The 23,669-nt window shown below is 69.2% G+C and carries 18 protein-coding genes and 1 pseudogene; 10 read left to right on the forward strand and 9 right to left on the reverse strand.

Annotation, left to right across the window (positions count from 1 at the left end):
* Positions 1-7 precede the first annotated feature (7 nt).
* Entirely contained in the window at positions 8-391 is a 384-nt protein-coding gene (locus tag IPN47_21910; GenBank protein MBK9410654.1) for a response regulator, read from the forward strand.
* A gap of 74 nt (positions 392-465) precedes the next feature.
* Here the strand turns inward: IPN47_21910 and IPN47_21915 are convergent, their stop codons facing one another.
* The 6 genes and pseudogenes from IPN47_21915 to IPN47_21940 form a co-directional block, all read right to left on the reverse strand.
* Positions 466-1,092: a VTT domain-containing protein gene (locus IPN47_21915; protein MBK9410655.1), complete on the reverse strand. Its 627-nt coding sequence runs from the start codon at positions 1,090-1,092 to the stop codon at positions 466-468.
* A 6-nt stretch (positions 1,093-1,098) separates the two neighbouring features.
* Complete coding sequence (locus tag IPN47_21920) at positions 1,099-1,707, reverse strand: hypothetical protein (GenBank protein MBK9410656.1); 609 nt, start codon at positions 1,705-1,707, stop codon at positions 1,099-1,101.
* Between the two features lie 348 nt (positions 1,708-2,055).
* Complete coding sequence (locus tag IPN47_21925; GenBank protein MBK9410657.1) at positions 2,056-5,241, reverse strand: efflux RND transporter permease subunit; 3,186 nt, start codon at positions 5,239-5,241, stop codon at positions 2,056-2,058.
* A 12-nt stretch (positions 5,242-5,253) separates the two neighbouring features.
* The gene (locus IPN47_21930) at positions 5,254-6,360 is read right to left on the reverse strand and encodes an efflux RND transporter periplasmic adaptor subunit (protein ID MBK9410658.1); all 1,107 of its coding nucleotides are present in this window, start codon (positions 6,358-6,360) and stop codon (positions 5,254-5,256) included.
* Between the two features lie 50 nt (positions 6,361-6,410).
* Positions 6,411-8,045 (reverse strand): TolC family protein, encoded by a 1,635-nt coding sequence (locus tag IPN47_21935; GenBank protein MBK9410659.1) that lies wholly within the window; start codon positions 8,043-8,045, stop codon positions 6,411-6,413.
* A gap of 31 nt (positions 8,046-8,076) precedes the next feature.
* Positions 8,077-8,701, reverse strand: a pseudogene (locus IPN47_21940) (TetR/AcrR family transcriptional regulator).
* A 565-nt stretch (positions 8,702-9,266) separates the two neighbouring features.
* Between IPN47_21940 and IPN47_21945 the strand changes: the two are divergent.
* Complete coding sequence (locus IPN47_21945; GenBank protein ID MBK9410660.1) at positions 9,267-9,689, forward strand: prepilin-type N-terminal cleavage/methylation domain-containing protein; 423 nt, start codon at positions 9,267-9,269, stop codon at positions 9,687-9,689.
* 91 nt (positions 9,690-9,780) lie between these two features.
* Here the strand turns inward: IPN47_21945 and IPN47_21950 are convergent, their stop codons facing one another.
* Complete coding sequence (locus IPN47_21950) at positions 9,781-10,260, reverse strand: DUF3052 family protein (GenBank protein MBK9410661.1); 480 nt, start codon at positions 10,258-10,260, stop codon at positions 9,781-9,783.
* A gap of 297 nt (positions 10,261-10,557) precedes the next feature.
* Here IPN47_21950 and IPN47_21955 point away from each other — a divergent pair, with 297 nt between their 5' ends.
* The 8 genes from IPN47_21955 to IPN47_21990 all read left to right on the forward strand — a co-directional run bounded on the left by IPN47_21955 (position 10,558) and on the right by IPN47_21990 (position 21,057).
* On the forward strand, positions 10,558-13,083 hold the full coding sequence (locus IPN47_21955; protein MBK9410662.1) for a protein kinase: 2,526 nt from the start codon (positions 10,558-10,560) through the stop codon (positions 13,081-13,083).
* A gap of 198 nt (positions 13,084-13,281) precedes the next feature.
* Positions 13,282-13,455 carry a hypothetical protein gene (locus IPN47_21960; GenBank protein ID MBK9410663.1) on the forward strand — a complete coding sequence of 58 codons (174 nt, stop codon included), beginning with the start codon at positions 13,282-13,284 and terminating at the stop codon, positions 13,453-13,455.
* 68 nt (positions 13,456-13,523) lie between these two features.
* Entirely contained in the window at positions 13,524-14,447 is a 924-nt protein-coding gene (locus IPN47_21965) for a hypothetical protein (GenBank protein MBK9410664.1), read from the forward strand.
* Between the two features lie 865 nt (positions 14,448-15,312).
* Positions 15,313-16,203 carry a TonB-dependent receptor plug domain-containing protein gene (locus tag IPN47_21970; GenBank protein ID MBK9410665.1) on the forward strand — a complete coding sequence of 297 codons (891 nt, stop codon included), beginning with the start codon at positions 15,313-15,315 and terminating at the stop codon, positions 16,201-16,203.
* Positions 16,200-17,357, forward strand: coding sequence for a TonB-dependent receptor (locus IPN47_21975; GenBank protein ID MBK9410666.1), 1,158 nt, complete (start codon positions 16,200-16,202; stop codon positions 17,355-17,357). The genes IPN47_21970 and IPN47_21975 overlap by 4 nt, the downstream gene beginning before the upstream one ends.
* Before the next feature lie 192 nt (positions 17,358-17,549).
* The gene (locus IPN47_21980; protein MBK9410667.1) at positions 17,550-18,440 is read left to right on the forward strand and encodes a lysophospholipid acyltransferase family protein; all 891 of its coding nucleotides are present in this window, start codon (positions 17,550-17,552) and stop codon (positions 18,438-18,440) included.
* Entirely contained in the window at positions 18,418-19,857 is a 1,440-nt protein-coding gene (locus IPN47_21985) for an MFS transporter (protein MBK9410668.1), read from the forward strand. The genes IPN47_21980 and IPN47_21985 overlap by 23 nt, the downstream gene beginning before the upstream one ends.
* A 60-nt stretch (positions 19,858-19,917) precedes the next feature.
* Positions 19,918-21,057 carry a glycosyltransferase family 4 protein gene (locus IPN47_21990; GenBank protein ID MBK9410669.1) on the forward strand — a complete coding sequence of 380 codons (1,140 nt, stop codon included), beginning with the start codon at positions 19,918-19,920 and terminating at the stop codon, positions 21,055-21,057.
* 24 nt (positions 21,058-21,081) lie between these two features.
* Here IPN47_21990 and IPN47_21995 read toward each other — a convergent pair whose 3' ends face one another.
* Together IPN47_21995 and IPN47_22000 are read right to left on the reverse strand one after the other, a co-directional pair.
* Positions 21,082-22,209, reverse strand: a complete 1,128-nt coding sequence (locus IPN47_21995; GenBank protein MBK9410670.1) for a glycosyltransferase family 4 protein — start codon at positions 22,207-22,209, stop codon at positions 21,082-21,084.
* Complete coding sequence (locus IPN47_22000) at positions 22,206-23,666, reverse strand: CHAD domain-containing protein (protein ID MBK9410671.1); 1,461 nt, start codon at positions 23,664-23,666, stop codon at positions 22,206-22,208. Before IPN47_22000 ends, IPN47_21995 begins: the two co-directional genes overlap by 4 nt.
* Positions 23,667-23,669 lie beyond the last annotated feature (3 nt).

The raw sequence follows: 23,669 nt of genomic DNA on the forward strand, positions 1-23,669 counted from the left end.
CATCTGCATGCAGAAGATTCTGGTCATCGAGGACGACGAGTCGCTCCGCACGTTGATGTCGCGGTCGCTCCGATCGAAGGGGTTCGAGGTCGTGACGGCGCGCGACGGCGGCGAGGGGATCGCCATGTGGGACTTCGAGCGACCCGACCTCGTCGTGACCGATCTCTACATGCCGAATGTCGATGGCATCGAGGCGATCATGGCGCTGCGCGCGCGCCAGCCCGACATCCCGATCGTGGCCGTCTCGGGGGGTGATTCACGCGCCTCCTTTCTCGCGCTCGACTCGGCCGGCGATCTCGGGGCCACCGTCCTCCTGGCCAAGCCGTTCCTGCCGGACCAGCTCTACGAGGCGGTGGTGAAGGCGCTGTCGCATCCGCCAGGCGGCGCGTAGCCGGCGCGGCACCAACATCCGGGGCCGCGCCCTCGAGTGACCCGTCTTCCCATCCGTGTGTTCCGGAGGGAGGCCTAGGGCGCGGGCGGCGCGGCCCCCTGCGCGGCGAGGCGTTGCCGCCGCCGGAGCCACCAGTACACCCCACCGCCTAACGCCACGAGCAGCAAGGCGATCGGCGTCTCGAAGCGGCGCACCTCGCCCACCAGCAACACCGCCGCCTCGCCAAAGACCCAGCCGAGCCCCGCGACGAGGGCCGCCCACACCACCGAGGCCACCGCGGTCCCCGTGAGGAAGATCCACGGCGGGACGTGCGCGGCCCCGCACGCCAGCGGGAGCGCGATGCGACCGCCGAAGGCCACGCGCGCCAGGATCGTGCTGCGCCACGGACTCCAGCGCATCGCACGCAGGAGCTTTTTCACGATCGGGGGCGACTTGCGGAGCTTGAGCCGCACCCACGCGGCGCGCCACCGCCCCACGAAGTACAGCACCGCCGAGAGGACGAATACGCCGGTCGCGCAGGCCACGACGACGGCGGGGAATCGCAGGTGCCCCTGCTCCGCGGCGAATCCGCCCACCAGGGGGGCGAACTCCTCGGTGAGGATCGACGAGAAGCCTAACGTCACATACGCCCACCGCTCGCTCAGGTCGCTGAGCGAGAGAATGTCGAGCAGGGCCGGTGGGAGCTGGAGCACCAGCGACACGCCCCCCTAGAGGCGCGCCTCCGCGGGAAAGGTGACGGCGATGTCGGTGAAGACCTTCTCCCCCACCTCCACGCGCTGGACCACCGCGCGAAAGCGCCCGCGTCCCTTGAGTTCCGGGACGAACGCCATGAACGTCGCCGTGTTGCCCACGGTCTCCCCCGTCTTCACGCTCCCCTTGGCAGCCAGCACCGTGTAGACCTCCACGTTCCCCTCCATGAGGTCGAGCATCTTGAGGTCGATGCGGGGCTGCGTCAGTCGGACCGGTTCCTTCGTCGCGCCGTCGAGGACGTAGGCCGTCAGGATCGTGGTCGCCGTGTCGAGCACAAACTCGAGATGGTATGCACCGCCACCAAGGGCCACCAGCGTACCGCCGTGGGGCGGCTCGTCACTCGGGCGACCGACGGCACCAGCGGCACCGGCTGCACCGGCTGCACCGGCACCAGGAGCGGCGACCGCTGAATCGGACGGTGCGGCGTCGCGGCCACCGGCGCAGGCCACGAGCGACGACAGAAACACCAGCGCGAGCAGCGACGCCACAGGGACGCGCGACGCGATGCGCTGCAACAGGAGCGGCAAGAGCGGAGTGGTCGTGGGAGTGGTGTAGTGGGACAGCATGACATGGCCTCGTAACGCGGGTCGTTCGGATGCAACGTGCAGGAAGAACATTAAGGGCGTCAGTCCCCCCTCGGGACTCCCGGGAAGCGGCACCGTCGTCAGGGCAATTGCCATGGCGCGGGAGGCACCACCATCACAGGCGGTTGGCGCACGCCGGTCCGAGGTGGGCGCCAGCGACGGCGCTCGCTGTCGCCCGCTTTCTCCCCTGAATACTCGGCGTCGCCGCCGGAGTGCCCATCGGCGCACGTCCCGCCCACCCTCAGCAGGCGCGCGCGGTCGTCACGCAACAGAAAGGCCCCCAGCCGCACCGCGGCCGGGGGCCCTCCCGTCGTCCGACTCCCAATGGCCCTAGTCGCCTGCCACCGGCGCCACCCCCTGTACCGGATGCTCCCCCGTCTGCTGCGAGACGCGGAAGCCGAAGATGCGCGCAAACCGACTGCGCATCTGGTCGAGGATCTCGTAGAACGTCGGAATCGCGACGAGTGTCAGGAGCGTCGAGGTGATCACCCCCCCCATCACCGCGATGCCTAACGGGGCGCGGAACTGCGACCCTTCCCCACGCCCGAGCGCGACCGGCAGCATGCCGGCGATCAGCGCGAAGGTCGTCATCAGGATCGGGCGCAAGCGGATGGCCCCGGCCTCGATGAGCGCCTCGCGCAGGGGCATCCCCTGCTTCTCCCGCGCCCACTTGGCGAAGTCGATGAGCAGGATCGCGTTCTTGGCCACGATCCCCATCAGCAGGATGACGCCGATGAGCGACATCAGGTTGATGGTGTTGTTGGTGAGCGCGAGGCTCAGCATCACGCCAATCAGCGACAGCGGGAGCGACATCATGATCGCCATCGGGTCGAGGAACGACCCGAACTGCATGACGAGGATGAGGTACATCAGCATGACCGCCGTCCCCAGGGCCAGGAAGATCTGCCCGAAGACTTCGTTCTGCTGCTGCGCCTCGGCCCCGAGCGTGATCCGGATGTCGGGACCGAGGTCGAGGGCGGCGATCGCCGCCTGCGCATCGGTTGTCACCTCACCCACCGACCGGCCGGCCACGTTGAACTCCACGTTCACCACGCGGTCACGATCCAGGTGGTTGATCACCGCCGGCCCCACGCCGTTCTCGATCTTCGCCACCTGCCCCAGCGGGAGGGTGGTCGGCGCGCCGCCGTTGGGCCCCTGCACCACCAGCGGAAGCTGGCGCAGGTCCTGCGCGCGGCGACGGGCCTCGGGCGCCAGGCGCACGACCACGTCGCGCATCTCGCCGCTCGGATCCTCCCAGTCGCCGGCGTCGATCCCGGCAAACGCCGGGCGCAACGCCTGCGCCACCTGCCCCACCGTGATGCCTAACGAACCGGCCAGCCCGCGGTCGAGGTCGACGTTGAGTTCCGGCTTCTGCCCCTTGGACGAGAGGCTGACGTCCACCGCGTTGGAGACGCCGCGCACCGCCGCAATCGCACGCTCAGAGGCCGCGGCGAGCTTCACCCCATCGTTGGAGCGCATCTCGATGGCCACCTGCTTGCGACCTCCGCCCCAGTCGGTCGCGAACACCGCGATGTTCGCCCCGCCCACCGACGCCAGTTCGTCACGCAGCTGGTTGCAGAACGCCTCGACACTGAGCGGACGCTTGTCCTTGGGCACCATCTTCACGTAGATGCTGCCGACGTCCACCGCCGAACTTCCCTCGGCGCCGAGCGACGACATCGAGTACAGCACCAAGTCCTTGTGCTTCGAGATCGTGCGCACGACCTCCTCGGTCTTGAGCCGCGTGTAGTCCAGGTTGGACCCCGGCGGCGTCTCAACCTTCACGTTGAACTCGGCATTGTCGTCGGTGGGGAAGAACTGCACGCCGACCAGCGTCCGGTTGCCGATCTTGAGGACCGGCATCGCCAGCGCGAAGACGAACGTGCCGACGGCGATGGCCACGACGGCGACGCGATGGTCGAGCGCCCACGCGATCACGCGACGATAGCGATTCGACAGGTTGTTGAACCAGGCGTTGAACTTGTCGAGCGCCTTGGTGACGAAGCTCTTCTGGTGCTCCTCGAGATGCGGATCGGGCCAGTATGCCGAGAGCATCGGGTCGAGCGAGAACGACACGAAGAGCGAGACGAGCACCGAACAGGCAATCGTCAGGGCGAACGGCTGGAACCACTGCCCGCCCACGCCCGGCATGAAGGCGATCGGGACGAAGACCGCGAGGATCGAGAAGGTCGTCGCCGCGACGGCGAGCCCGATTTCGTCGGTCCCTTCACGCGCCGCCGTGTAGTGATCCTTCCCCATCTCCACGTGTCGCACGATGTTCTCGCGCACCACGATGGCATCGTCGATGAGGATACCGATCGCCAGCGACAGCCCGAGCAACGACATCGTCTCGAGCTTGAAGCCCAGCACCCACACGGCGATGAACGACGCCAGCACCGACACCGGGAGCGCGAGCCCCGTGATGACGGTCGAGCGCCACGAATTGAGGAAGAGGAAGACGACGAGCACCGTCAGGAGCGCCCCTTCAATCAGCGTCTCCTGCACGTTCCTGACCGAGTTCTCGACGTTGCGTCCCGAGTTCTTGATCACGTCGAGCGTCGTCCCCTTCGGCAGCGTCTGGCGGATCTTCTCGACGCGCGCCAGGATCTGCGACGCCACGTCGGTCGTGCTGTACCCCTTCGACTTCTTGATGTTGATCCCGACCGCTTCCTTGATGCGGCCGTCGGCATCGGTGTAGAGCGCCAACGAGCGTTGTTCCTCCGTGGCGTCCTTCACCTCCGCCAGCTGCCCCAGGCGAATGAGCTGCCCGTTGCGCTCGGCGACGACAATGTTGGCAAACTCCGCCGGCGAGGCGAGGCGCCCCTTGAGGCGGATCGACCGCTCGTCGAGCGTCCCCTTCACGTTGCCAACGGGCGCCGCGAGGTTCTGCAGCTGCAACGCCTGCACCACCTGCGAGACGCCGATCCCTGCCCCCTGCAGTGCCTCGGGCTTGAGCTCGACGGTCAGTTCGCGCTCCAGCTTCCCCGGAACGCTCACCTCGGCCACACCGCCGATCGACCGGAACTCGCGCGTGATGCCGGGATCGGCCAGGCGCGTGAGCTCAGCCGGCGACAACGTCGACGAGTTGAGCGCCAGCGACACGATGGGGAGATCGGTGTCGTTGAACTTCTTGATGATCGGCTCCTCGAGCTCCGACGGGAGGTCCTGACGGATGCCGCTGATGGCGTCGCGAATGTCCTGCGTCGCCTCCGGCAGCGGCTTGTCGAACGAGAACTCGACCATGATGAAGCCGAAGCCGTCTTCGGCCCGGCCGTTCACGTGCTTCACGCCGGCGATCGACGAGATCGCCTCCTCGATGGGATCGAGGATCTCGCTCTCCACACCGTCGGGCGAGGCGCCGGGATAAACGAGCCCCACCGTGACCACCGGCGGCGCGACGTCGGGGAACTCGTCGGTCTGCAGCTTGAACAGTGCGACCAGACCGAACGCGACCAGTGCCACCATCGAGACGATGGTGATCATCGGTCGCTTGATCGCGAAATCCGAGATTAGCATGGCTCTCCCCGCCTAATTCTTCGTAACCGCACGGTCGTTCGGCACGCTGACACGCACCGCAGTTCCCGGCGTGATCCCCTGGGCGGCGCCGAGCAGGAGCGTATCCCCCGTCATCACCCCCTTCAGCACCTCGTACTTCTCCGTCGCGTCGTCCTTGAGGCCCAGCTCGACCTCGACCTTCTCGGCGCGCCCCCCCTTGAGGCGGAGCACCCACGGACGAACGCCGCGAACGTCGACCGCGTTCGCACCAACCACTGGTGCCTCACGCGACTCCGACTGCGCCCGCCCCTCGGCGAAGAGCCCCGACACCAGCGCGTTGCGCTCGTTGGGAATCGACGCCACGATGCGCACCTGTCCGGTGCTGGGATCGGCCGACGGGTTGATGCGCGTGACCTTGCCGGTGAAGGCCTTGCCCGGGTAGCCCGTGACGCTGAAGGTCACCGGCGCACCGATCCGGATCGCCGACAGCTGCGACGCGGGAACGTTCGCCTCGAGGCGCATGCTGCGCGGATCGATCACGGTGAACAGCGCGGCCCCCGGCTGCACCACATCACCCGCCGAGACGGAACGCACGCTCACCACTCCCGCGAACGGCGCACGCACCTGCGCGTCGTCGAGCTGCTTCTGCGCCAACGTGAGTCGAGCCTTGGCATCGTCGAGCTGCGATTGCGCCGCCAGGTTGGAGCGGCGCGCCGACTCGAGGTCACGCTCGGCGATCGCGCCGGCCTCGGCCAGCTTCTCGCTGCGCGACAGCTCGCGTGCGGCGATATCGGCCGCCGACTGCGCCGTGGTGACGCCTGAGCGCGCCCCCAGGAACTGGTCGCGCACCGTGCGGTCGTCGATACGGGCCAGCAGCGTCCCCGCGCCCACGCGGCTCCCCTGGTCGGCGTGCGTCGACAGGACAGGCCCCGACAGCTGGGCACGCACGGTCGCCTCGCGCTCCGCCGCGAGTGACCCGGAGAGTGCCGGTCCGGACGAGATCTTCTCCAGCCGGACGACGGTGAGGTTTTCGGCACTGACGGCCGTGGGGGCGGGAGGCGCCGCCTCGCCCTTGGCCTTGGCATCGGCCTCCGTGCCGCCGCACGCGGCGACGAGGAGCAGCGCCGTGGGAACGAGCACGCGAGGCATCGAACGGTTTGGTATGACGGACATGGGAGGAAATGGCTCCACTATTGGGGAATCTGTGAGGTCGATGCCTGCTGCGTCGTGCTGCGCGTGCCCTGCGTGGCGGCGCCACCGGCGCCAGATGCACCACTCGCCGCACTGGCCCCCATCGCGGCACTGGCGGTGCCTAACGGGAGATCCCTGAGCAGCGCCAGTCGCATGCGGGCGACCTGCAGGTTGCGCGCGGCCTGCGCGCGATTGATGCGCGCCTGGTCGAGGTTGAGCCGCGACTCGGAGAGCTCGATCTGCGTCGAGAGTCCCTCGCGATAGCGCACGTTGGCGATGGCGAACGCCCGGGTGGCCTGCTCGGTCGTCCCGACGCTCGCCGCCAGCGCCGCCTCGGCCTGCTGCAACTGCGCGATCGTCTGTGCCGCGTCGAGCGCCGCCAGCTCGCGCGTCTGGTCCAGGCGGGCGCGGGACTCCTCCACCCCGGCGCGCGCCACCAGCTGTTCGCCGCGAAGGCGCCCGCCGGTGAAGATCGGGAAGGAAGCGCCTAACGCCACGGTCCAGTTGTTGAGCCAGTTGCCCCATGCCGGGACCCCGCCCGAACCGAACGCCACGCGGCTGTACGCCGACGACACGCTGATCGTGGGGAGCCACTCACTCTTCGCGATCTTGAGCTGGGCCTCCTGGGCCTTGAGCGCCTCATCGAGCTGGCGCACCGGCGCACGACTGGAGACACTCGTGTCGACACCAGCGGCGAGCGCCCCCGTCACCGACACCGCGCGCACGTCGCGCACGTCGGCCGGTTCGTTGATGTCGCTCGTCAGCTGCACAGGCTCCGCGTAGGGCAGGTTGAGCAGCTGCTTGAGCCGCAGGAACGCCAGCTCGCGATCCGTGCGGCGCTGCAGCACCACGGGCACCTGGTTGTCGCGCGTGACCCGCGCCCGCAGCAGCTCGAACTCCGACTGGTTCCCGACCTGACGCGCCAGTGTGGTCTGCCGCAGCGTCCCCTCGGTCGTCGCCAACGACGACTCGGCGATCGCCACCAGGCGGTCGGCCAGCACCGCGTCGTAGTACGCCTCGGTCACATCGAGGGCGAGCTTGGCGCGCTGCGAGCCGAGCTCGATCTCCGCCGAGCGACGGCCAGCCGCCGCCGAGCGCACCTGCGCCTGCACGCGCCCGGCCGACCAGAGCGTCAGCGAACCGTTCGCCGCGAGCTGGTACTGGTTCTTGGCGCCGAAGCCCGCGCGCGAGAAGTCGATTCCTCCGCCGCTGGAGGCGCATCGCGAGTACAGCTCGAGCCCGGACAGGCGCTGCGCCTCCGTGGCCCCCACGGTCGCGAGGTAGCGTGTACAGGGCTGGAAATAGGTCGTGGTGTCCGACGGTGGGACCGGCGGGACGCTCGGCCCAGGCTGTGCCGTTGGGCCGCTGGACTGGAAGACCGAGAACTGCGTGGCGAGCGTACGGGTGTACCCCGCCGTGCCATTCACCTGCGGCAGGTACTGGGAGCGCGCCTGCATCTGCTGTCCTTGCGCGCGCGTGACGCCAGCCTGCGCGATGCGCAGCGCTTCGCTCTGCGTCTGCGACAGCCGCAACGCATCCTCGAGCGAGAGGGATCGAGGCCCCTGCGCGCGAACCGGCAGGGCCAGAATCGCCACCGCCAGCGCCGTCGAGAGGACCTGGTGCACGGACTTCATAGAAGAAGGTAGGAGGGAATCGGTTGGCATCTCAGGCCGCCTCGCTGTCGGTCACGTGCGACACCGGCGCGCGGGCAACGAGGTCGTTTGACTCAGGAACGCCGAGTGCGCGAAGGAAGACGCGGACGTATCGCGTGGACGCCTCGTGTTCGGGCTGTGGGTAGATGGTGGGGACGACATCGCGCGACATCGCGTCGGCGAAGATCGCGCTGAACAGCATCGAGCACGCGGTGACGACGTCGCCGCCACCTGCCGTGGAGAATTGCGCCACGACTCGCGTGGAGTAGCAGACCAACTCGTTGAAGTGCGGTGTCTGGCCGTTGCAGAGGTGCGGCGCCATTTCGGGGTGCTCCTCCAGATCGGCCATCGTCTTTCGGATCATCGCCCGCATCTCGCGCAGGACCACCGTATGTCCATCGCACCATGCGGCCAACTCACGGAGCGGATCGACGGGGTGCTCCGGCAGGGAGACCGTCCCCATCGGGTCCTGGCAGGAGATCGCCTCTGCGATGAGCTGGGCCTTGGAGCCGAACAGGCGAAGAGGTCACCTCGTTCACCCCGGCCTCATCGGCGATGCGGCGCGTCGTCGCGCCGCGAAAGCCGACTTCGGCATAGATCCGACTCGCCGCGAGCAGGAGTTTGTCTCGGTTGTCCATAGATCCTGGAAATGAATTGCCGGGATATCCCGGCACGCAAGCAAGTACTTGCATCTAACGAACGACCTCGGAGGCGAGTTTCAGCGAAGTTGGACGTCCCGCGCGTCGAACTCTCATCGGTCCGGGCAGACCACGCATCGGTCGAACGACTCATGGGGCCCGCAGCGGGGGCCGCCGAGGCTCCACGTGGAAGCGATTCCATTGCCGAGTCGGCACGACAGGCGTGACGATTCGTGGCGGTGTCGTAACGCCTGCCACGCGGGCCGCGCGCCCAGGGCGGTCGGTCCCAGCGTCCTGCCACCCAGATTCTTCAACGCGGTGTGCAGGTCGCCAGAACCGAAACATTCGTTTGCTACACTTACCGCAACTCAATACTGCCAATGCGCTTGGGCATGTTCTTCATGTGCAACTGGACCGACTGTCGGACGGAACGGCTCCCGAAAGCCCGGCCTCATGTTCCGGCGAAATGAGCCGAAACTGTGTGTGTTGGATCACCTGTGGCACCGCTCCTGCTTTTCCAGCGGGCATCGGTTCCACCCTCGAATCGTCCCCGTCGGAGCGCATCATGACCCGCAGAACTGGATTCACCTTCGTCGAGATCCTCGTCGCGATGGCTGTCTTCAGCGTCCTCACCGCGGTCGCCGTCCCGAAGTACCACTCCATGCGGGGTAAGGCCTTCACGGCGGCCCTCAAGGCCGACCTCGCGGAGCTCAGGATCGCCGAGGAGGGGTTCTGGGCGGAGAACCACTTCTATACGACGGACCCGACGCAGCTCGACTGGCGCGCGACGAGCGACGTGCGCATCACCATCACCGCGAGCGACCCGTTCGCCGGCTTCGACGCGACGGCGCTCCACGTGAAGCTCACCGGGACGCAGTGCACCATGTCGGTCGGACGGGTCACCGCGGCCGGAACGCCTTCAGGCGACATCAGCTGCGGCGCCGCCACGGGACTGCCGCCGGGCGCGGGAGCGCCAATCACGCCGTAGTCCACCGCCTGGCGGACGGCCCCTCGTCACACGAACGCCGCGCTCCGATCACGGGCGCGGCGTTCTGCGTATCACGCGAGTGGGGCGGTGCCTAACGTTCGGCGCGCGGAATCACGAGACGCTCGGCGGTGTGCGTCGCCGAAAACGACGCGACCTTGTTGTCGACCAGTCCGGCGCGGCGTCCGGCCGCGAACACCTCGACGTCGCGTAGCGTCGCCTCCTTCCCCTTCCGGTGCACGACCCAGATGGCGCCATTGGGGACCAGCGTCCCCTTCAGGGCTTCGAGGCGCTCCAGCGCGGTCTGGTTCTCGGCACCGTACACGATCACGTCACTCTTCGGGGTCGGTCGGGTCGCGTACGAACCAATGCGGCGTTCGAGCTGCTGCAGGAAGTCCGCGTCGTCCACGTTGATGACGACGACCTTCATCCCTTCCGAGACCCCCAGCTTGTCGAGCAGCGACCGGGGATTCCGAATCTTGGCCAGCCACTTCGCGGCCATCCCTTCTGCCAGATGCAAGAAGGCCGGCCCTTCCGGGTGCTCCAGGACGAGCGCGTTGCCCTGGATCTCCACGCGCGACAACTCGGAGAGGAGGAACTTCGCGTTCTTCGTCTTGCCACGGAACGCGATGTGGTCACTTCTCCGGGAGCGCCTTGCCCACGAGTTTCCGCCGGGCGCGTTCGAGGGTGCAGTTGGTCTCTAGACCCATTGCCGGGGACGAAGGAGAGACGGGACGACGACACAACGACGACAGGACGACGGGAATCATGGTGCTCGGGTACCGCTTCCGGAACCTCTTCCCCGCTTCGGCATAGCAGGGTCGGGGCCGCCGGTTAGCTTCCGCGTCGTCCGCCACCCTCCCTCCCCCCCGTGAGCGAGCTGCAGGAGCGCGTCCAGGCTGCCGTCGGAAGCGGATACCGCGTCGAGCGCGAGCTCGGCGGCGGCGGCATGAGTCGCGTCTACCTCGCGACGGAAGTCGCCCTCGGCCGTTCCGTCGTCATCAAGCTGCTGGCCCCCGAGCTCACGAGCGAGGTGCTCGCCGCCCGATTCCGGCGCGAGTTCCAGGTGACGGCCGTCCTCGGGCAGCACCCGCACATCCTCCCCGTCCTCTCCACCGGGACCAATGGGGGGCTCCTCTACTTCATCACGCCCTACATCGAGGGGGAGTCGCTGCGACACCGCCTGCGGCGCGAGGGACGGCTCCCGGTCGAGGACGCCGTGCGCATCCTCACCGAGTTGGGGAGCGCCCTGGCCTTCGCGCACGAGAAGGGGATCGTGCACCGCGACCTCAAGCCCGAGAACGTCCTGCTCTCGGATGGACACGCCGTCCTTGCCGACTTCGGGATCTCGGCGGTGCTGGCGCGCCCCGCAACCCCTCCACCAGGCGGGGACGACGCGCCTGACGGAGGAGGGATCGCCGTCGGGACCCCCGGCTACATGTCGCCGGAACAGGCCGCAGGCGACGCCGACATCGACGGGCGCTCGGACCTCTACTCGCTGGCGATCATCGGCTACGAGATGCTCACCGGCGCCCCGCCGTTCACCGGTGACTCACCCATGGCGGTCATGTCGGCGCACCTCCACGAGCCGCCAAAACCGGTGCGGGGGCTCCGCGCCGACACGCCGCGAGGCGTGGCGGACGCGTTAGGCAAGGCGCTGGCCAAGCGCCCCGCCGATCGGTTCCAGGGGGCCGGCGCCTTCGGCGACGCACTGGCGACTTCCCTGTCGGGGGGGCGCGCGGCGGCGCCCGTGCCCGCCCGGCGCCGGCTCGCACTCGTCCTTGGCGTCGCCACCCTCGCGACGCTGGCCGGCGTCGCCTTCCTGCGCCGAGAGCGCCCCGAGGCCCCCAACGCCAACCTCGTGGCCATCGCCCCGTTCGAGGCGTTAGGCACCGACCTCGGCGTCTGGCGCGAGGGGTTGGTCGACCTCCTCACCAGCAACCTCGATGGCGCGGGGCCGCTGCGTGTCGTCCCGCCCTCGGTGGTGCTGCGCCGTGCCCCCGCGCGCATGGACCGCACCGGCGCCCGCCAGCTCGCCGAGCGCACACGCGCCGGCATTACCATCTACGGGAGCCTGATCGCCTCGGGGCGCGACTCGGTGCGGGTGACCGCGACGATCGTCGAAACGGCGACCGGACGCGCGACCGACGTGCAGTGGCGTGACGAGACGGCGCGCATGGATCGCCTCGCCGACTCGCTCTCGATGGCCATCCTGCGCGAGCTCGGGCGCACGCGCGCCATCGGGGCCACTCGCCTCGCATCGTTAGGCTCGTCCTCGCTCCCCGCCCTCAAGGCCTACCTCCAGGGGGAGCAGTCCTACCGGCGCAGCGACTGGGACTCGGCCGCCTCCCACTACCAGCGAGCCGTCGCCCTCGACTCCACCTTCGCCCCCGCCCTCCGCCACCTCAGCAACGCGCTCGGCTGGCGCCTGACGCCGCAGCTCGAACTCTCCAACGAGGGGTACCGCTACGCCCTGCAGGCCGGGGCGCTCAATCGGGGACTCGCCCCTCGCGAGTCGCTCCTCGTCGCCGCCGACTCGATCTTCGCCGCGTTGCAACTGTCGGATCCCCGGCAATCCATCCCCCCCCGCACCGCCCTGGTCCGCCGCGTCACCGCACTCCTCGACGACGGGGTGCGCCGCTTTCCCGACGACCCGGAGATGTGGTTCAAGTTCGGCGACGTGCACTATCACTTCACCCGCTTCGTCTTTCCCTCGCAGAGCACGATGCGAACGGCCCGCGACGCCTTCGAGCGCGCCATCGCCCTCGACTCGGCCTTCGCCCCGGCCTACATCCACCACCTCGAACTCGCCGCGCACGACCAGGACGTGGCGACCATGCGCCGGTCGGCACTCGCGTACCTCGCCCTCGGTCCGCACGACGTGCATGGGCGCAGCGTGCGCCTCGTGCAGCAGCTCATGGACTCGCGCGCACGGCCGTCTGCCACTGGTGACTCCGTCGTCGCGAGCGCCGGCGCCGAGGTCTTGCAGTCAGCCTTCTCCATGCTCGTCCCGCTCATGGACTCGGCCGAGACGCAGGTATCCATGTCGCGCTCGCTCTGGCAGGGGCATCTCGTGCCGGTCGTGCCCCCGCCAGCCTGGCACGCGCGAGGCGCGCACGGCCTACGCCTCCACGCTGTTGCTGCGCGGTCATGTGGCACAGGCGCTGGCGCTGGCCGACTCGACGCAGGCCATCGCGCTACTCGAGGCGACGCTGTTGCGCGCCGTGCGCCCCGACAGCGCCGCACGAATCTTCGATGGATGGCTCGACGACCCGCGCCCGCCGGGTCGGATTGCCGCCGCCTCGGTCTATTGGTCGCTGAGCGGCGACGGCGTGCGCCTCGAACGCGCCATGCAGCTGGCGGCGGCCGGCGGGATCCCGGGCTTCCTCGCCGCTGATCCCGGGACTGCGCGCCTTGGCACGCGGCGACACCAGCACCGCCATCGTCGCGCTCACCTTCGCCGACTCCGCGTGCGCAGGTGGTGCTGGGAAACGCGCCTTCCGCTCGCCTTCCTCCTGTCGGCCACGAAGCGTGACAGAGAAGCCGCCGCCATCCTCGACCAGGACTTTCTGGCGTGGCCCGCGCTGCGGATCCTGTGGATGCTCGAGCGCGCTCGCGTGAACGAAAGGCTGGGGTTCGCCCCAAGGCCATCGACGCGTATCTCTATGTGGCCAACGCGTGGCGTCACGCCGATGCGGCGCTGCAACCGTACGTGAGCGAAGCGCGGCGCGGATCGACGCGACTCAGCAGCGATCCGTCGCGCAGCTGACGTCCGCGCAGCTGACGTCCGCACCGCCATCACCCTACCTCGACCCGTCATCGTTTCGCCCACGCCGAATGCGCATCGCCTTCGTCACGTATCGCGCCCTCCCCCAACTCAGCGAAGACGACCGTCTCGCCGTGACCGAGCTCCGGCAGCATGGCGTGGCGGTGGAGAGTGCGGTGTGGGACTCACCGCTCGTGGACTGGTCGCGATACGACGGCATCGTCGTCCGGTCCGCGTGGGACTATCATCTCCGTCCGGACGACTTCGAGGCCTGGCTCGCGCACATCGAGCGCCTCGGGATTCCGCTCTGGAATCCGGCCGGGGTCCTGCGGTGGAACATGGACAAGCGATACCTGCTCGACCTCGCGGTTCGCGGGGTATCGACCGTCCCCACCGTGGCGATCGAGCGCGGCGATCCGGCGACGCTCGCCGAGGTCCTGGGCGACACCGGATGGACCGACGTGGTCTACAAGCCGTGCGTCTCCGCATCGGGGTTTCGGACCGCGCGCGCCCGCGCCGGAGAGCACGCGGCGCACGAAGCCGACTTCGCGGCGCTGGTCGCCGCCCGCGATACGATCGTACAGCCCTTTGTCCCCGCCATTCTCGACGATGGGGAGTGGTCGCTCATCTACTTCAGCGGGCAGTACAGTCACGCCGTGAAGAAGCGCCCTCGCGCCGGCGAGTTCCGCGTGCAGTCGGACTTTGGCGGGAGCGTGATGGCCGAGGCGCCGCGCGCCGGGCTGGTGGCGCAGGCGGAGGACGTGCTGGCGCACCTCCCAGGACAGTGGCTGTACGCCCGCGTGGACGCGTGCGAGGTCGACGGCGAGTTGATGCTGATGGAGCTGGAGATGGTCGAGCCCGACCTCTTCCTGGCCTTCCACCCTTCGGCGCCGCGTCGGCTCGCCGCGGCGATCCGTCAGCTGGTGGCGGGGCGGCATACTCCGATCTCGTTCACGCCGCGCTCGATGACGCCACCCGGTGGAGCAACGAGCTGATGTCCGCCGGATCCAGATCCTCACAGAGAAAGTGGAGGAACTGATACAGGAAAGGTCGGACACGATGCTCCGGGTTCACCCCACGCGAGATGATCAGCAAGCTTCGACTATTCTCGCATGACGTTCCTCGCTCGCACGCGTCAGGTGGTCTCGGTCGTCACAGCGCTGACAACCCTTTACGGGATGTCTGCCGGGCCGTGCCGCCATGGCGACGCGCATGTGACAGCCGCGGACCGGGTCGCGCTCGAAGACCCGGGCAGTCGCGCATCGGGCGGGAAGTGTCATCGGCACGACGCGAGCGCGGATGCAGCGACGCCGTCCGCGTCGCACGACGTGCCGGCTGAGGGCGATGCCTCCCTCTGTCATTGCCTTGGTGCCTGTTGCTGCACCTCGGCGCCCGGCCTTGCCACGCGGGTCGCAAGCGAAGGCGCACAGCTTGCGGCTCATCGCGTCACCTCCTACGTGCTGTCCACGGGGGTCCAGCGGACGCGCTTCGCGCATCTCCTCCCGCCGTCCACCGCCCCACCGAGATTCCTGGTCGCTACCTAACACGCCACTGCCGGCAATCCGCCGACGGCGCCGTCGCTCACCAGGAGTCATCATGCGTTCCCTCAGCAATGGATGGGCCTCTCGCACGCCCAGGCCTCGTCGCGTCCTTCGCTCGATTGTTCTACTCGCCCTCGTACTCGGTACTCCGCACTGGTCTGCGCTGGCAGCCCAGCGCGTGACGCGCCGTACCGGGATTGTGCAGTCCGCTGACACACACCTGCCGCTCTCCGGGGTCCTCGTCGGAAGCGGCGGCTTCCACTCGTATTCGGATTCCGCGGGTCGATTTTCCGTCCGCGTCACGAGTGACACCGCGCTCGTGACGTTCCAGCGCCTTGGCTACACGACGCTCGCGCTGGGGGCCGACGCCGTCCCCGCCGTCGTCTCACTGGCTCCGAAACCAACCCTGCTCGACGCCATCGCCGTCAGCAGCGTCAACGCGAACGACCTTGGCGAGGGCTCTGCGCTCACCACCTCGCTCCTCCGTCGCAGCACGATCGCGACGCGCGGCGGCTCGTCGCTGGCGGAGCGCATGGAGGGCATCGAGGGCATCTCGCTCCAGCGCATGGGCGAATGGGGATCTCGGGCGCTGCTGCGCGGACTCGGCGGTGAGCGCGTGACGGTCATGGTCGACGGGGCTCGAGTAAACCGCGCCTGCACCTTCGGCATGGACCAGGGACTGTCCACCGTGGATCCCGCTACCGTGGAACGTGTTGAGGTCCTTTCGGGGCCTGGTTCGACGCTCTACGGATCGGGGAACATCGGCGGCGTGATCAACGTCGTCACGAAGCGACCTGCTGTCGCCGATGGATGGCACGGCGAGTTCCGGGCCGCCGGGGCGACGGCCACCCCTGGCGCCTCGGTCGGTGCGAGTCTGGCGCTACGTCGCACCCGATTCGACGTGTCGGCGGCGGTCGACGCCTCCGACTACTCCGACTACCGCGCGCCGATCGGGCGCGTCGTCGGCTCCGGGTACCGCGACGGCACCGCCGCGCTGACGTTTGGCGTTGCCCCGACACCGTCGCAGCGCCTCGCACTGAGCACGTCACTGTATGAAGGACGCGACATCGGCTGGCCCGCGATGACCGGCGCCGCAATCCCGAGCGAGCGGCGGCACTCCGTGGCCCTCGACTACGGTTGGCAGGTCGCGCACCCGCCGTGGATGCGCTGTCGGCACGGGCCTTCGTCCAGCGACTGGACCACTACATGACCATCGACATGACGATGCCGATGACGTCGCCAACCGGGATGCCCATGACGATGCGATCGCAGACGGACGCGCGTTCGCATTCCATCACGTCTGGCAGCCGCGCGCAACTGCGGCTCGTACCCACGAGACGCAGTCACCTCGACCTCGGCACCGACCTGACGCTGTGGGATGCCGAGGCGACCCGCTGGAACGAGACGCAGCGAATCTCGTCGTCCGGTGGAGCAGTCGGTACGCCGAGCACGATCGCGTTTCGCACGTGGCCAGGCGTGCGGGTGAGCGACCTCGGGCTGTTCGGCCAGGGGGAATTCGCCCTGACTCCGCGGTTCAGCACGACCGCCGGACTGCGACTGGACCGCACTGGTCGGCAGGCCGATGCGGAAAAGTCCTCGACCGACTGGATCACCACCGGTAACATCGGCACTCGCGCAGCACTCGGCGGCGGCTTCGACGCCCGCGTTTCGTTAGGCTGGGGCTACCGCATCGCGGACCCCACGGAACTGTACGGATTGGCCCTGCGTCCGGACGGCTTCGTCTATCGCGGATCGCCGACGCTCGTGGCGGAGACCAACCGCAATCTCGAAGCGACACTCGCGTTTCGAACGGGGAGGCTGTGGGGCGGCGCGGCGGCTTCCGTGACCGTCTTCCGCAACGAGCTGCGAAACCTCATGTCCCCACGATTGGCGCTCGGCGACTCGCTGAACGGCAGACCCATCCGCGAGTATGCCAACGTCAGTGAAGCGCTCCTGCAGGGCATCTCCGCCTCATCTGAACTGGGTCTCGGACCACGCGTGCGGGCCCGCAGCGCCCTGACGTACGTGCGTGGCGAGAACTTGATCGCGTCGTCACCCTTGGCCGCGACGCCGCCGCTCGAGGGCAGTCTCGCGATTCGTCTGACGCCCGGAGCGATCCATCGGTGGCTCGAAGTCGAGGGACGCGCTGCGGCACGCCAGGAGCGTTTCGCACTCGACGCCGGCGAACGGGTAACGCCCGGATATGGGGTGCTGAACCTTCGCGGGGGCGTCACCATCGCCTCCGTGCAGGCGACCGTCGGAATCGACAATGTCCTCGACCGCGCCTATCGGGCGCACGTCGATCCGATGCTGCTCATTCGCCCCGGGCGCAACGGGTACCTGCGCCTGAGTCGAGCGTTCTGAGTCGGCGCGTCAGCTCCCGTTGCCGCTGGGCGGGGGCGTGCCACAGCATGCTCCCGCCCATGCGGCGTCCCTTCTCGCGGTGCGCGCCCGCTTCGAATTCGCGAACCAGGGACACACCACTCCGAATCGTCGCCCCTCCGGTGGGGAGGACGGCAGTGCCGCCCTCCCCGCCCGCTCGGCATCTTTGGGCGCATGATCCCCTCCGCCCCGGTGGTGCGGCTGGCCGTACGCTTGCTCGGAGTCGTCCCGGCGGCGCCGGTGCACTGGTTGGCACGCCTCGTCGGAGCGCTGGCCTTTGGTCTGGCCCGCGGCCGACGGGCGGTCCTGCTGGAGAACCAGCGGCACATCGCCCCTGACGCGTCGCCCGCCGCGCAGCGACGGCAGGCACGGCGCACCATGTGCAACCTGCTCGATGCCGCCGTCGACCTGTTTCACCTCCCCACGATGCAGCCGGCGGAGATCGAGCAACTGATCGGGATCGAGGGGCGGGAGCACCTCGACGCCGCGTTGGCGCTCGGCAAAGGGGTCGTCGTTGCCACGGCCCACCTCGGTCCGTACGAATTCGGGGGAGCCTGGTTGGCGCTGGCGGGGTATCCCGTGCATGCCATGGTCGAAGACATCGACCCGGAGACCAACGCGGCGATGGCGCTTTATCGCAAGGCGACCGGGATGAAGCTCATCTCCCGCAGTGGCGGGTTGCGCGCCGCGATCCGCGTCCTGCGCGATCGCGAGATCCTGCTGCTGGTCGCCGATCGCGTGGTGGGGCGCGGTTCCGAGGGGCTCGCCGTCCCGTTCGGCGACGGGGTGCGCGCAGTGCCCACCGGGCCGGCGGCACTCGCGCTCGCTACCGGTGCCCCGATCGTTACGGGTCACATCGCACGAAACCGCGGACGCGGCCCCCGCTATCTTGTGCGACTGGAAGCGCCGATCTCCGCGACGCCGACCGGCGACACGTCGCGAGACCGGGATGCGCTCACCGGCCAGGTCGCCCAGCGACTGGCGGCCGCAGTACAGGCACACCCAGATCAGTGGTTCGTGTTTCAACCCGAGTGGATCCGGCGTGACACTCCCTCCCGAGACTGACCTCCTCGTCGACCCGACGCCCCCCGCCGCGCGCGAGACCGCGCGCGGCGGGGGAGCGTCGTCGTCAACGGCGCCAGGGGCGGAGGAGTCGGGCGAGTCGCGGGCGACGATCGCCACCGTGTTGGCCCGTCCGCGTTTCGCCTTCCTGGTCACCGGGCAGACGGTCTCGCAACTCGGCGACAAGCTCCATCACATGGCGCTCATCGCGCTCGTCGGGGCGGCAGCGGCCACGAATGCCGGGGGGCTCGAGCTCGCGAAGCTCTCCGTCGTCTTCACGGCCCCGGTCGTCCTGTTCGGCCCGATCGCCGGCGCGCTGGTCGACCGCTGGAACAAGCGGACCGTGATGATTGCCTGCGACGCGGCGCGAACGCTCCTTGTCGCCGTGATCCCGTCCCTCTTTGCGGCAACCGGACGACTGTGGCCGGTCTATCTCGTGGCATTCGTTGTCTTTCTGCTCGGAGTCTTCTTCAATGCCGCGAAGATGGCGCTCATCCCCGAACTCGTTCCGCGCCCCCACCTTCTCGCGGCCAACGCGGCGCTCACCTTTGTCGGGCGCTTCGCCACCGTGGCGGGGATCGTCGGAGGCGGGGTGATTATCGGGATGACGTTCTGGCATCGGTTCGGGTGGAGCGACTACGCCGCCGGCTTCTATCTCGATGCCGGGTCATACCTCATCTCGGTCCTCACCCTCCTGGCGATCGTGGTGGGCGGGAGTCGCTCGGCGGCGCCCGTGGCGTCGCCAGCCGCACTACCGCCCGAGCTGCGGCTGAAACGGTCGCTCCGGACCATCGTAGGAGACGTGGTGCGTACGCTGGCGGTCGTCCGGACCGATCGTGCCATGCGTTTCGTCTTCGGCTCGCTCATCGCCCTCGCCCTCTTTGCCAGCACGATCTACGTCGTCATGACCTACTCGGTACAGACCGTGATGGGACGCGGCACGAAGGGTGTGGGGTATCTGGGCGGGACCCTCGGCGCCGGCATGATCGTGGGATCGCTGCTGGTGGGGACGGTCGGAAGCCGGTGGGACAAGCGGCAGACGATTCTGGTGGGGAACACGATCATCGGGTTGCTGATGATCGTGGCCGGGGTGTTTTTCTCCTTTGGGATGTTCGCCCCCGTCGCCTTCCTGGGCGGGGCGTTGCTCGCCCCGGTGATGGTATCGCAGGACACGTTGTTGCACGAAAACGCGCCGCCGACGGCGCGCGCGCTCATATTCTCCACGAAGGACCTCATCCTGGCCGGCGTCTTCATGCTGTCGGCGCTCCTGGTTGGGGGGACGATCTACCTGCTCGGGCTGTTTGGAGTGGCCGAACCGTATCGCCTGGCACTCGCCGGCGTCGGGTTGGCCATCCTGACCGCCGGGGTCGCGGGGCAGCTTTCGCTGGTTGCCGACCGACGACGCAGCGCGCAGGGGTAAGGCGAAGCGCAAGCACGTGACCTTCACCGACTGACGTTCCCCCCTTTCTCCACCTCCCGCATGCGGATCATCCAGGTCTCCCCCTATAGCTGGGACGCCCCAGGCGGTGTGCAGATCCACATCCGCCAGCTGACCAGGCACTTGCAGGAACGCGGGCACGAGGTCCTCGTGCTTGCACCTGGCGACGTCCCCGGGCGGCACGGACACGTGCACATCGTCGGCCGCACCTTCACGACCTGGTCCAACGGGTCGACGGCGCAGATCTCGATGTCGCCGCGCACCATGCGCAACCTCGCGCGGGCGATGCGCGCCTTCGCCCCCGACGTGGTGCACGTGCACGAGCCCTTCGCGCCCGGCCTCGGGCTCAAGGCGACCTGGTCGGCGCCGGCCCCTGTCGTCGGCACCTTTCACTCCTACTATCCGCGCGAGACGCGGGAGGGGCGCGTCTACACCGCGCTCGCGCCGCTGCTGCGCCCCACGTGGCATCGCGTCCACCAGCGCATCGCGGTGAGCCAGGCAGCGCGGCATTCGGCCAAGGGGCGCATGGGCAAGGGGGACGTGAAGATCCTCCCGAACGGCGTCGAGGTGGATCGCTTCGCCTCGGCCGAGCCCGCGCGCGACGTCCCCGCCGGGCGCAAGCTCCTGTTCGTCGGCCGGCTCGACCCTCGCAAGGGGCTCCCGTTCGCGATGCAGGCCTTTATCAAGCTGGCGCCGCGCTATCCCGACCTGAGCCTCATCGTCGTTGGCGACGGTCCGCAGCGTGACGCCGTACACGAGATCCCGGCCGACCTGCGCTCGCGCGTGCACATGAAGGGCAAGGTGACGTACGAGGCGCTTCCGACGTACCATCGGGCCGCCGACATCTTCATCTCTCCGGCAACGGGGGCGGAGTCGTTCGGGATCGTGCTGGTGGAGGCAATGGCGGCGGGGCTGCCCGTGGTGGCCAGCAACATCCCCGGCTACCGCGACGTGGCGCGCGACGGACGCGAGTCGCTCCTGGTCACCCCCTCCAACGCCGAGGCGCTCGCCCAGGGAATCGCGCACCTGCTCGACCATCCCGAGGAGTGCACGCGCCTCGGGGCCAACGGGGCGATGCGCGCGCAGGCCTACGCGTGGGACAGCATCATCGACGAGCTCGAACTCGTGTACGAGAAGCTCGCGGGCATCCAGCGTCGCGAGCCGGTGCTGGCGGGGGCGTAAGCGGCCAGGCGCCGGGCGACGACGTTAGGCGGGGAGCGACTCCGACAGGAGGCGCTGCAGCCGGCGCGTCATGGCGTCCCAGCTCCACTCGTCATGCACCCAGGCGGCGCCGGCCCGCCCCATCTGCCCGGCGCGGACCCGGTCGATGAGGAGCGGCGCGATCGCGTCGGCGATCGCGTCGGGCGAGTCGGGATCGACCACCACGCCGGTCTCGCCGTCCTTTACCGCCTCCGGGGCCCCGCCGGAGTTGCCGACCACCACCGGGCGCCCCACTGCCTGCCCCTGCAGGAAGACCGCGCCTAACGCCTCGATGTCGAGCCCGCCCAGGCGTGAACGGCAGGGCATCGCGAAGACGTCGCCGGCACGAAAGTACGACGGGAGCTCGGCGTACGGGACGGCGCCGGCAAAGGTGACGCGGTCGTGCACCCCGGTTCGCTGCGCCAGCGCGCGCAACGCCGCGTCGTAGGGCCCTCCGCCCACGACCAGGAGCCGCACCCCCGGCACCGCCTGCGTCAGGCGCGGCAGCGCCCGGATGAGCATGTCCTGTCCCTTGCGGGCCACCAGGCGCGACACGCAGCAGACGACCGGGGCATCGCCTAACGCGTGCCGCTCGCGCACGAACGCGTCCGAGACCGCCGGATGGAAGGCGCCGGTGTCGATCCCCGACGGGAGCAGGTGCATGCGCTGCCCGAACGCCGGTTCCAGCTTGCGGCGCGCCCAATCGCTCACCGCCGTCAGCAGCGACGCCCGGCTCCCGACATGCCCCAGCAGCCCGGGCACGAGCGCACCGGTGAGCTCCAGCCCGTGCGAGAAGCCGCCATAGCGGATGTCCAGCTTGCGGCTGACGGCCGGCCCCATGTGCCCCAGCGGCCACAAGGCGCCGAAGAGCACCACGTCGGGGCGGCGCTCGCGCAGCACGGCGTGCAGCTGGCGGCGAACGGCCGGCGTGGGGAGCATCATCTCGGTGTCGAGGCGGATGACCTCCTGCGGATAGCCCCGGTCGAACTCCGCCGCGCCGCGATAGGTCGACGAGAAGAGGGTCACCTCCCCGGCCGGAAGGCGCCGAAAGAGCTGGGCCACGTAGTCGTTGATCCCGCCCACACGCGGCAGGAAGTCGTTGGTGACGACGAAAACGCGCACGCCGCGCTTCAGCAGGCCAGGCGCGCGTTCACGTACGCCGCATCGTCCGTCACCTCGCGCTCGATCGCCGCCATCAACCAGGCGGGGAACTCGCAGGTGATCCCCGCTGCCGGCAGCTCGATCTCGGCCAGCACCAGCGCGCGATCGGTGAACTCGTCGATCTCCCAGTGCAGCGCACCGTCCGCCACCACGTGCCGTCGCTTGGCCACGCGCTTCCCCTCCGTCAGCGGCCACAGCACGTCGAACAGCTCGCGCGAGCACGCCTCCTCCACTTCGGTGCGCACGAGCCCCGCCCCCAGCTTCACCGTGCGATAGTAGCGCTCGGCGTCGCCCACCCGCACCCGGCGCACGCGCTCGATGAGGCGCTCCCCGGGCAGGTACCCCTGCTCGATTTCCTGGATCGTCGCCTCGGGCATCGGGGACGGCAGGGCATGCAGCAGGTACTTCCGTTCGATCTCCAGTCCGCTCCGCGCTCGCAGGTCGAGCGCCTCCGCGATCCGCTCCACGCCGTCGAAGAGCGGCGCCACCGCCTCGCCGATCCACCTGGCTTGCACCTGCTCGAACATCGTGGCGGCGCGCTCCTGGATGTGGGCGATGATCGCCAGCATCCCGGGACGCGGGCTGCGCACGCGCGATCGCCGCGGCGTCGCCGCCGCGGTGAGGGTCGCCTCGGCGGCGAGCTGCTTCCCCTCCTCGCGCGCCGCCCGCTCGACGGCGTCGGCCACCACAAGCTGCCAGGCATGCGCATCGTGGAAATCGCCTAACGCGTCCTGCAGTCGCTTGAGGTGCCCCAGCACCTCGCTCCCGCCGGGGACGTGCGGGACGATGGGCTCCAACAGGTAGCGCAGCCGCTTGCCGGCGATGCGCGCTCGGTGCGCGCCCTCGACGTCGTGCACGGTGCGCACCGACTCCAGCCGGCGGCGCAGCGAGGCCGCATGCGATCGCACGAGCGTCGCCATCGCGGCGGCAAAGGTCGTCACGCGCGCCCCATCGTGCACATGCATGCGCAGCTCGAAGTGCAGGAGGCGCTCCTCGAGCAGTTCGCGCGCGCGCTCGAAGTCGCGGGCCACCTCCACCACCACCTCCGCGTCGGCCGCCGACTTCTGGGCGCCCAATCGCTTGAGCAGCCACGCCGCCCCCACGCGCTGCCGGTCGGTCAGCGCCCCCTTCTCCGCCGCCAGCCATCCGAGAAAGACCTCGGCGTCCCGACTGTGATTCGTCGCCCCCGCCAGGCGCCGCAGCCACTTCTGGGCGCGCTTGGGCGCCGAGCGGGCGAGCGTCCCGCCGTGCGCCCTGAGCCACGAGCGCAGCCGACGCACCGCCACGCGAAAGTCGTGCAACGCCTCCGGGTCGCCAGGCTGCGTCAGCCGTTCGCGATGGGCGGCCGCATCCGCGAGGAGCGCCAGCGCCACGAGACGCACCGCGCGCGCTTCGTCTTCGTCGAGAATCGACGGGGGAAAGGACGCCACGCG

This window comes from Gemmatimonadota bacterium (assembly GCA_016719105.1).
Taxonomy (GTDB): domain Bacteria; phylum Gemmatimonadota; class Gemmatimonadetes; order Gemmatimonadales; family Gemmatimonadaceae; genus SCN-70-22.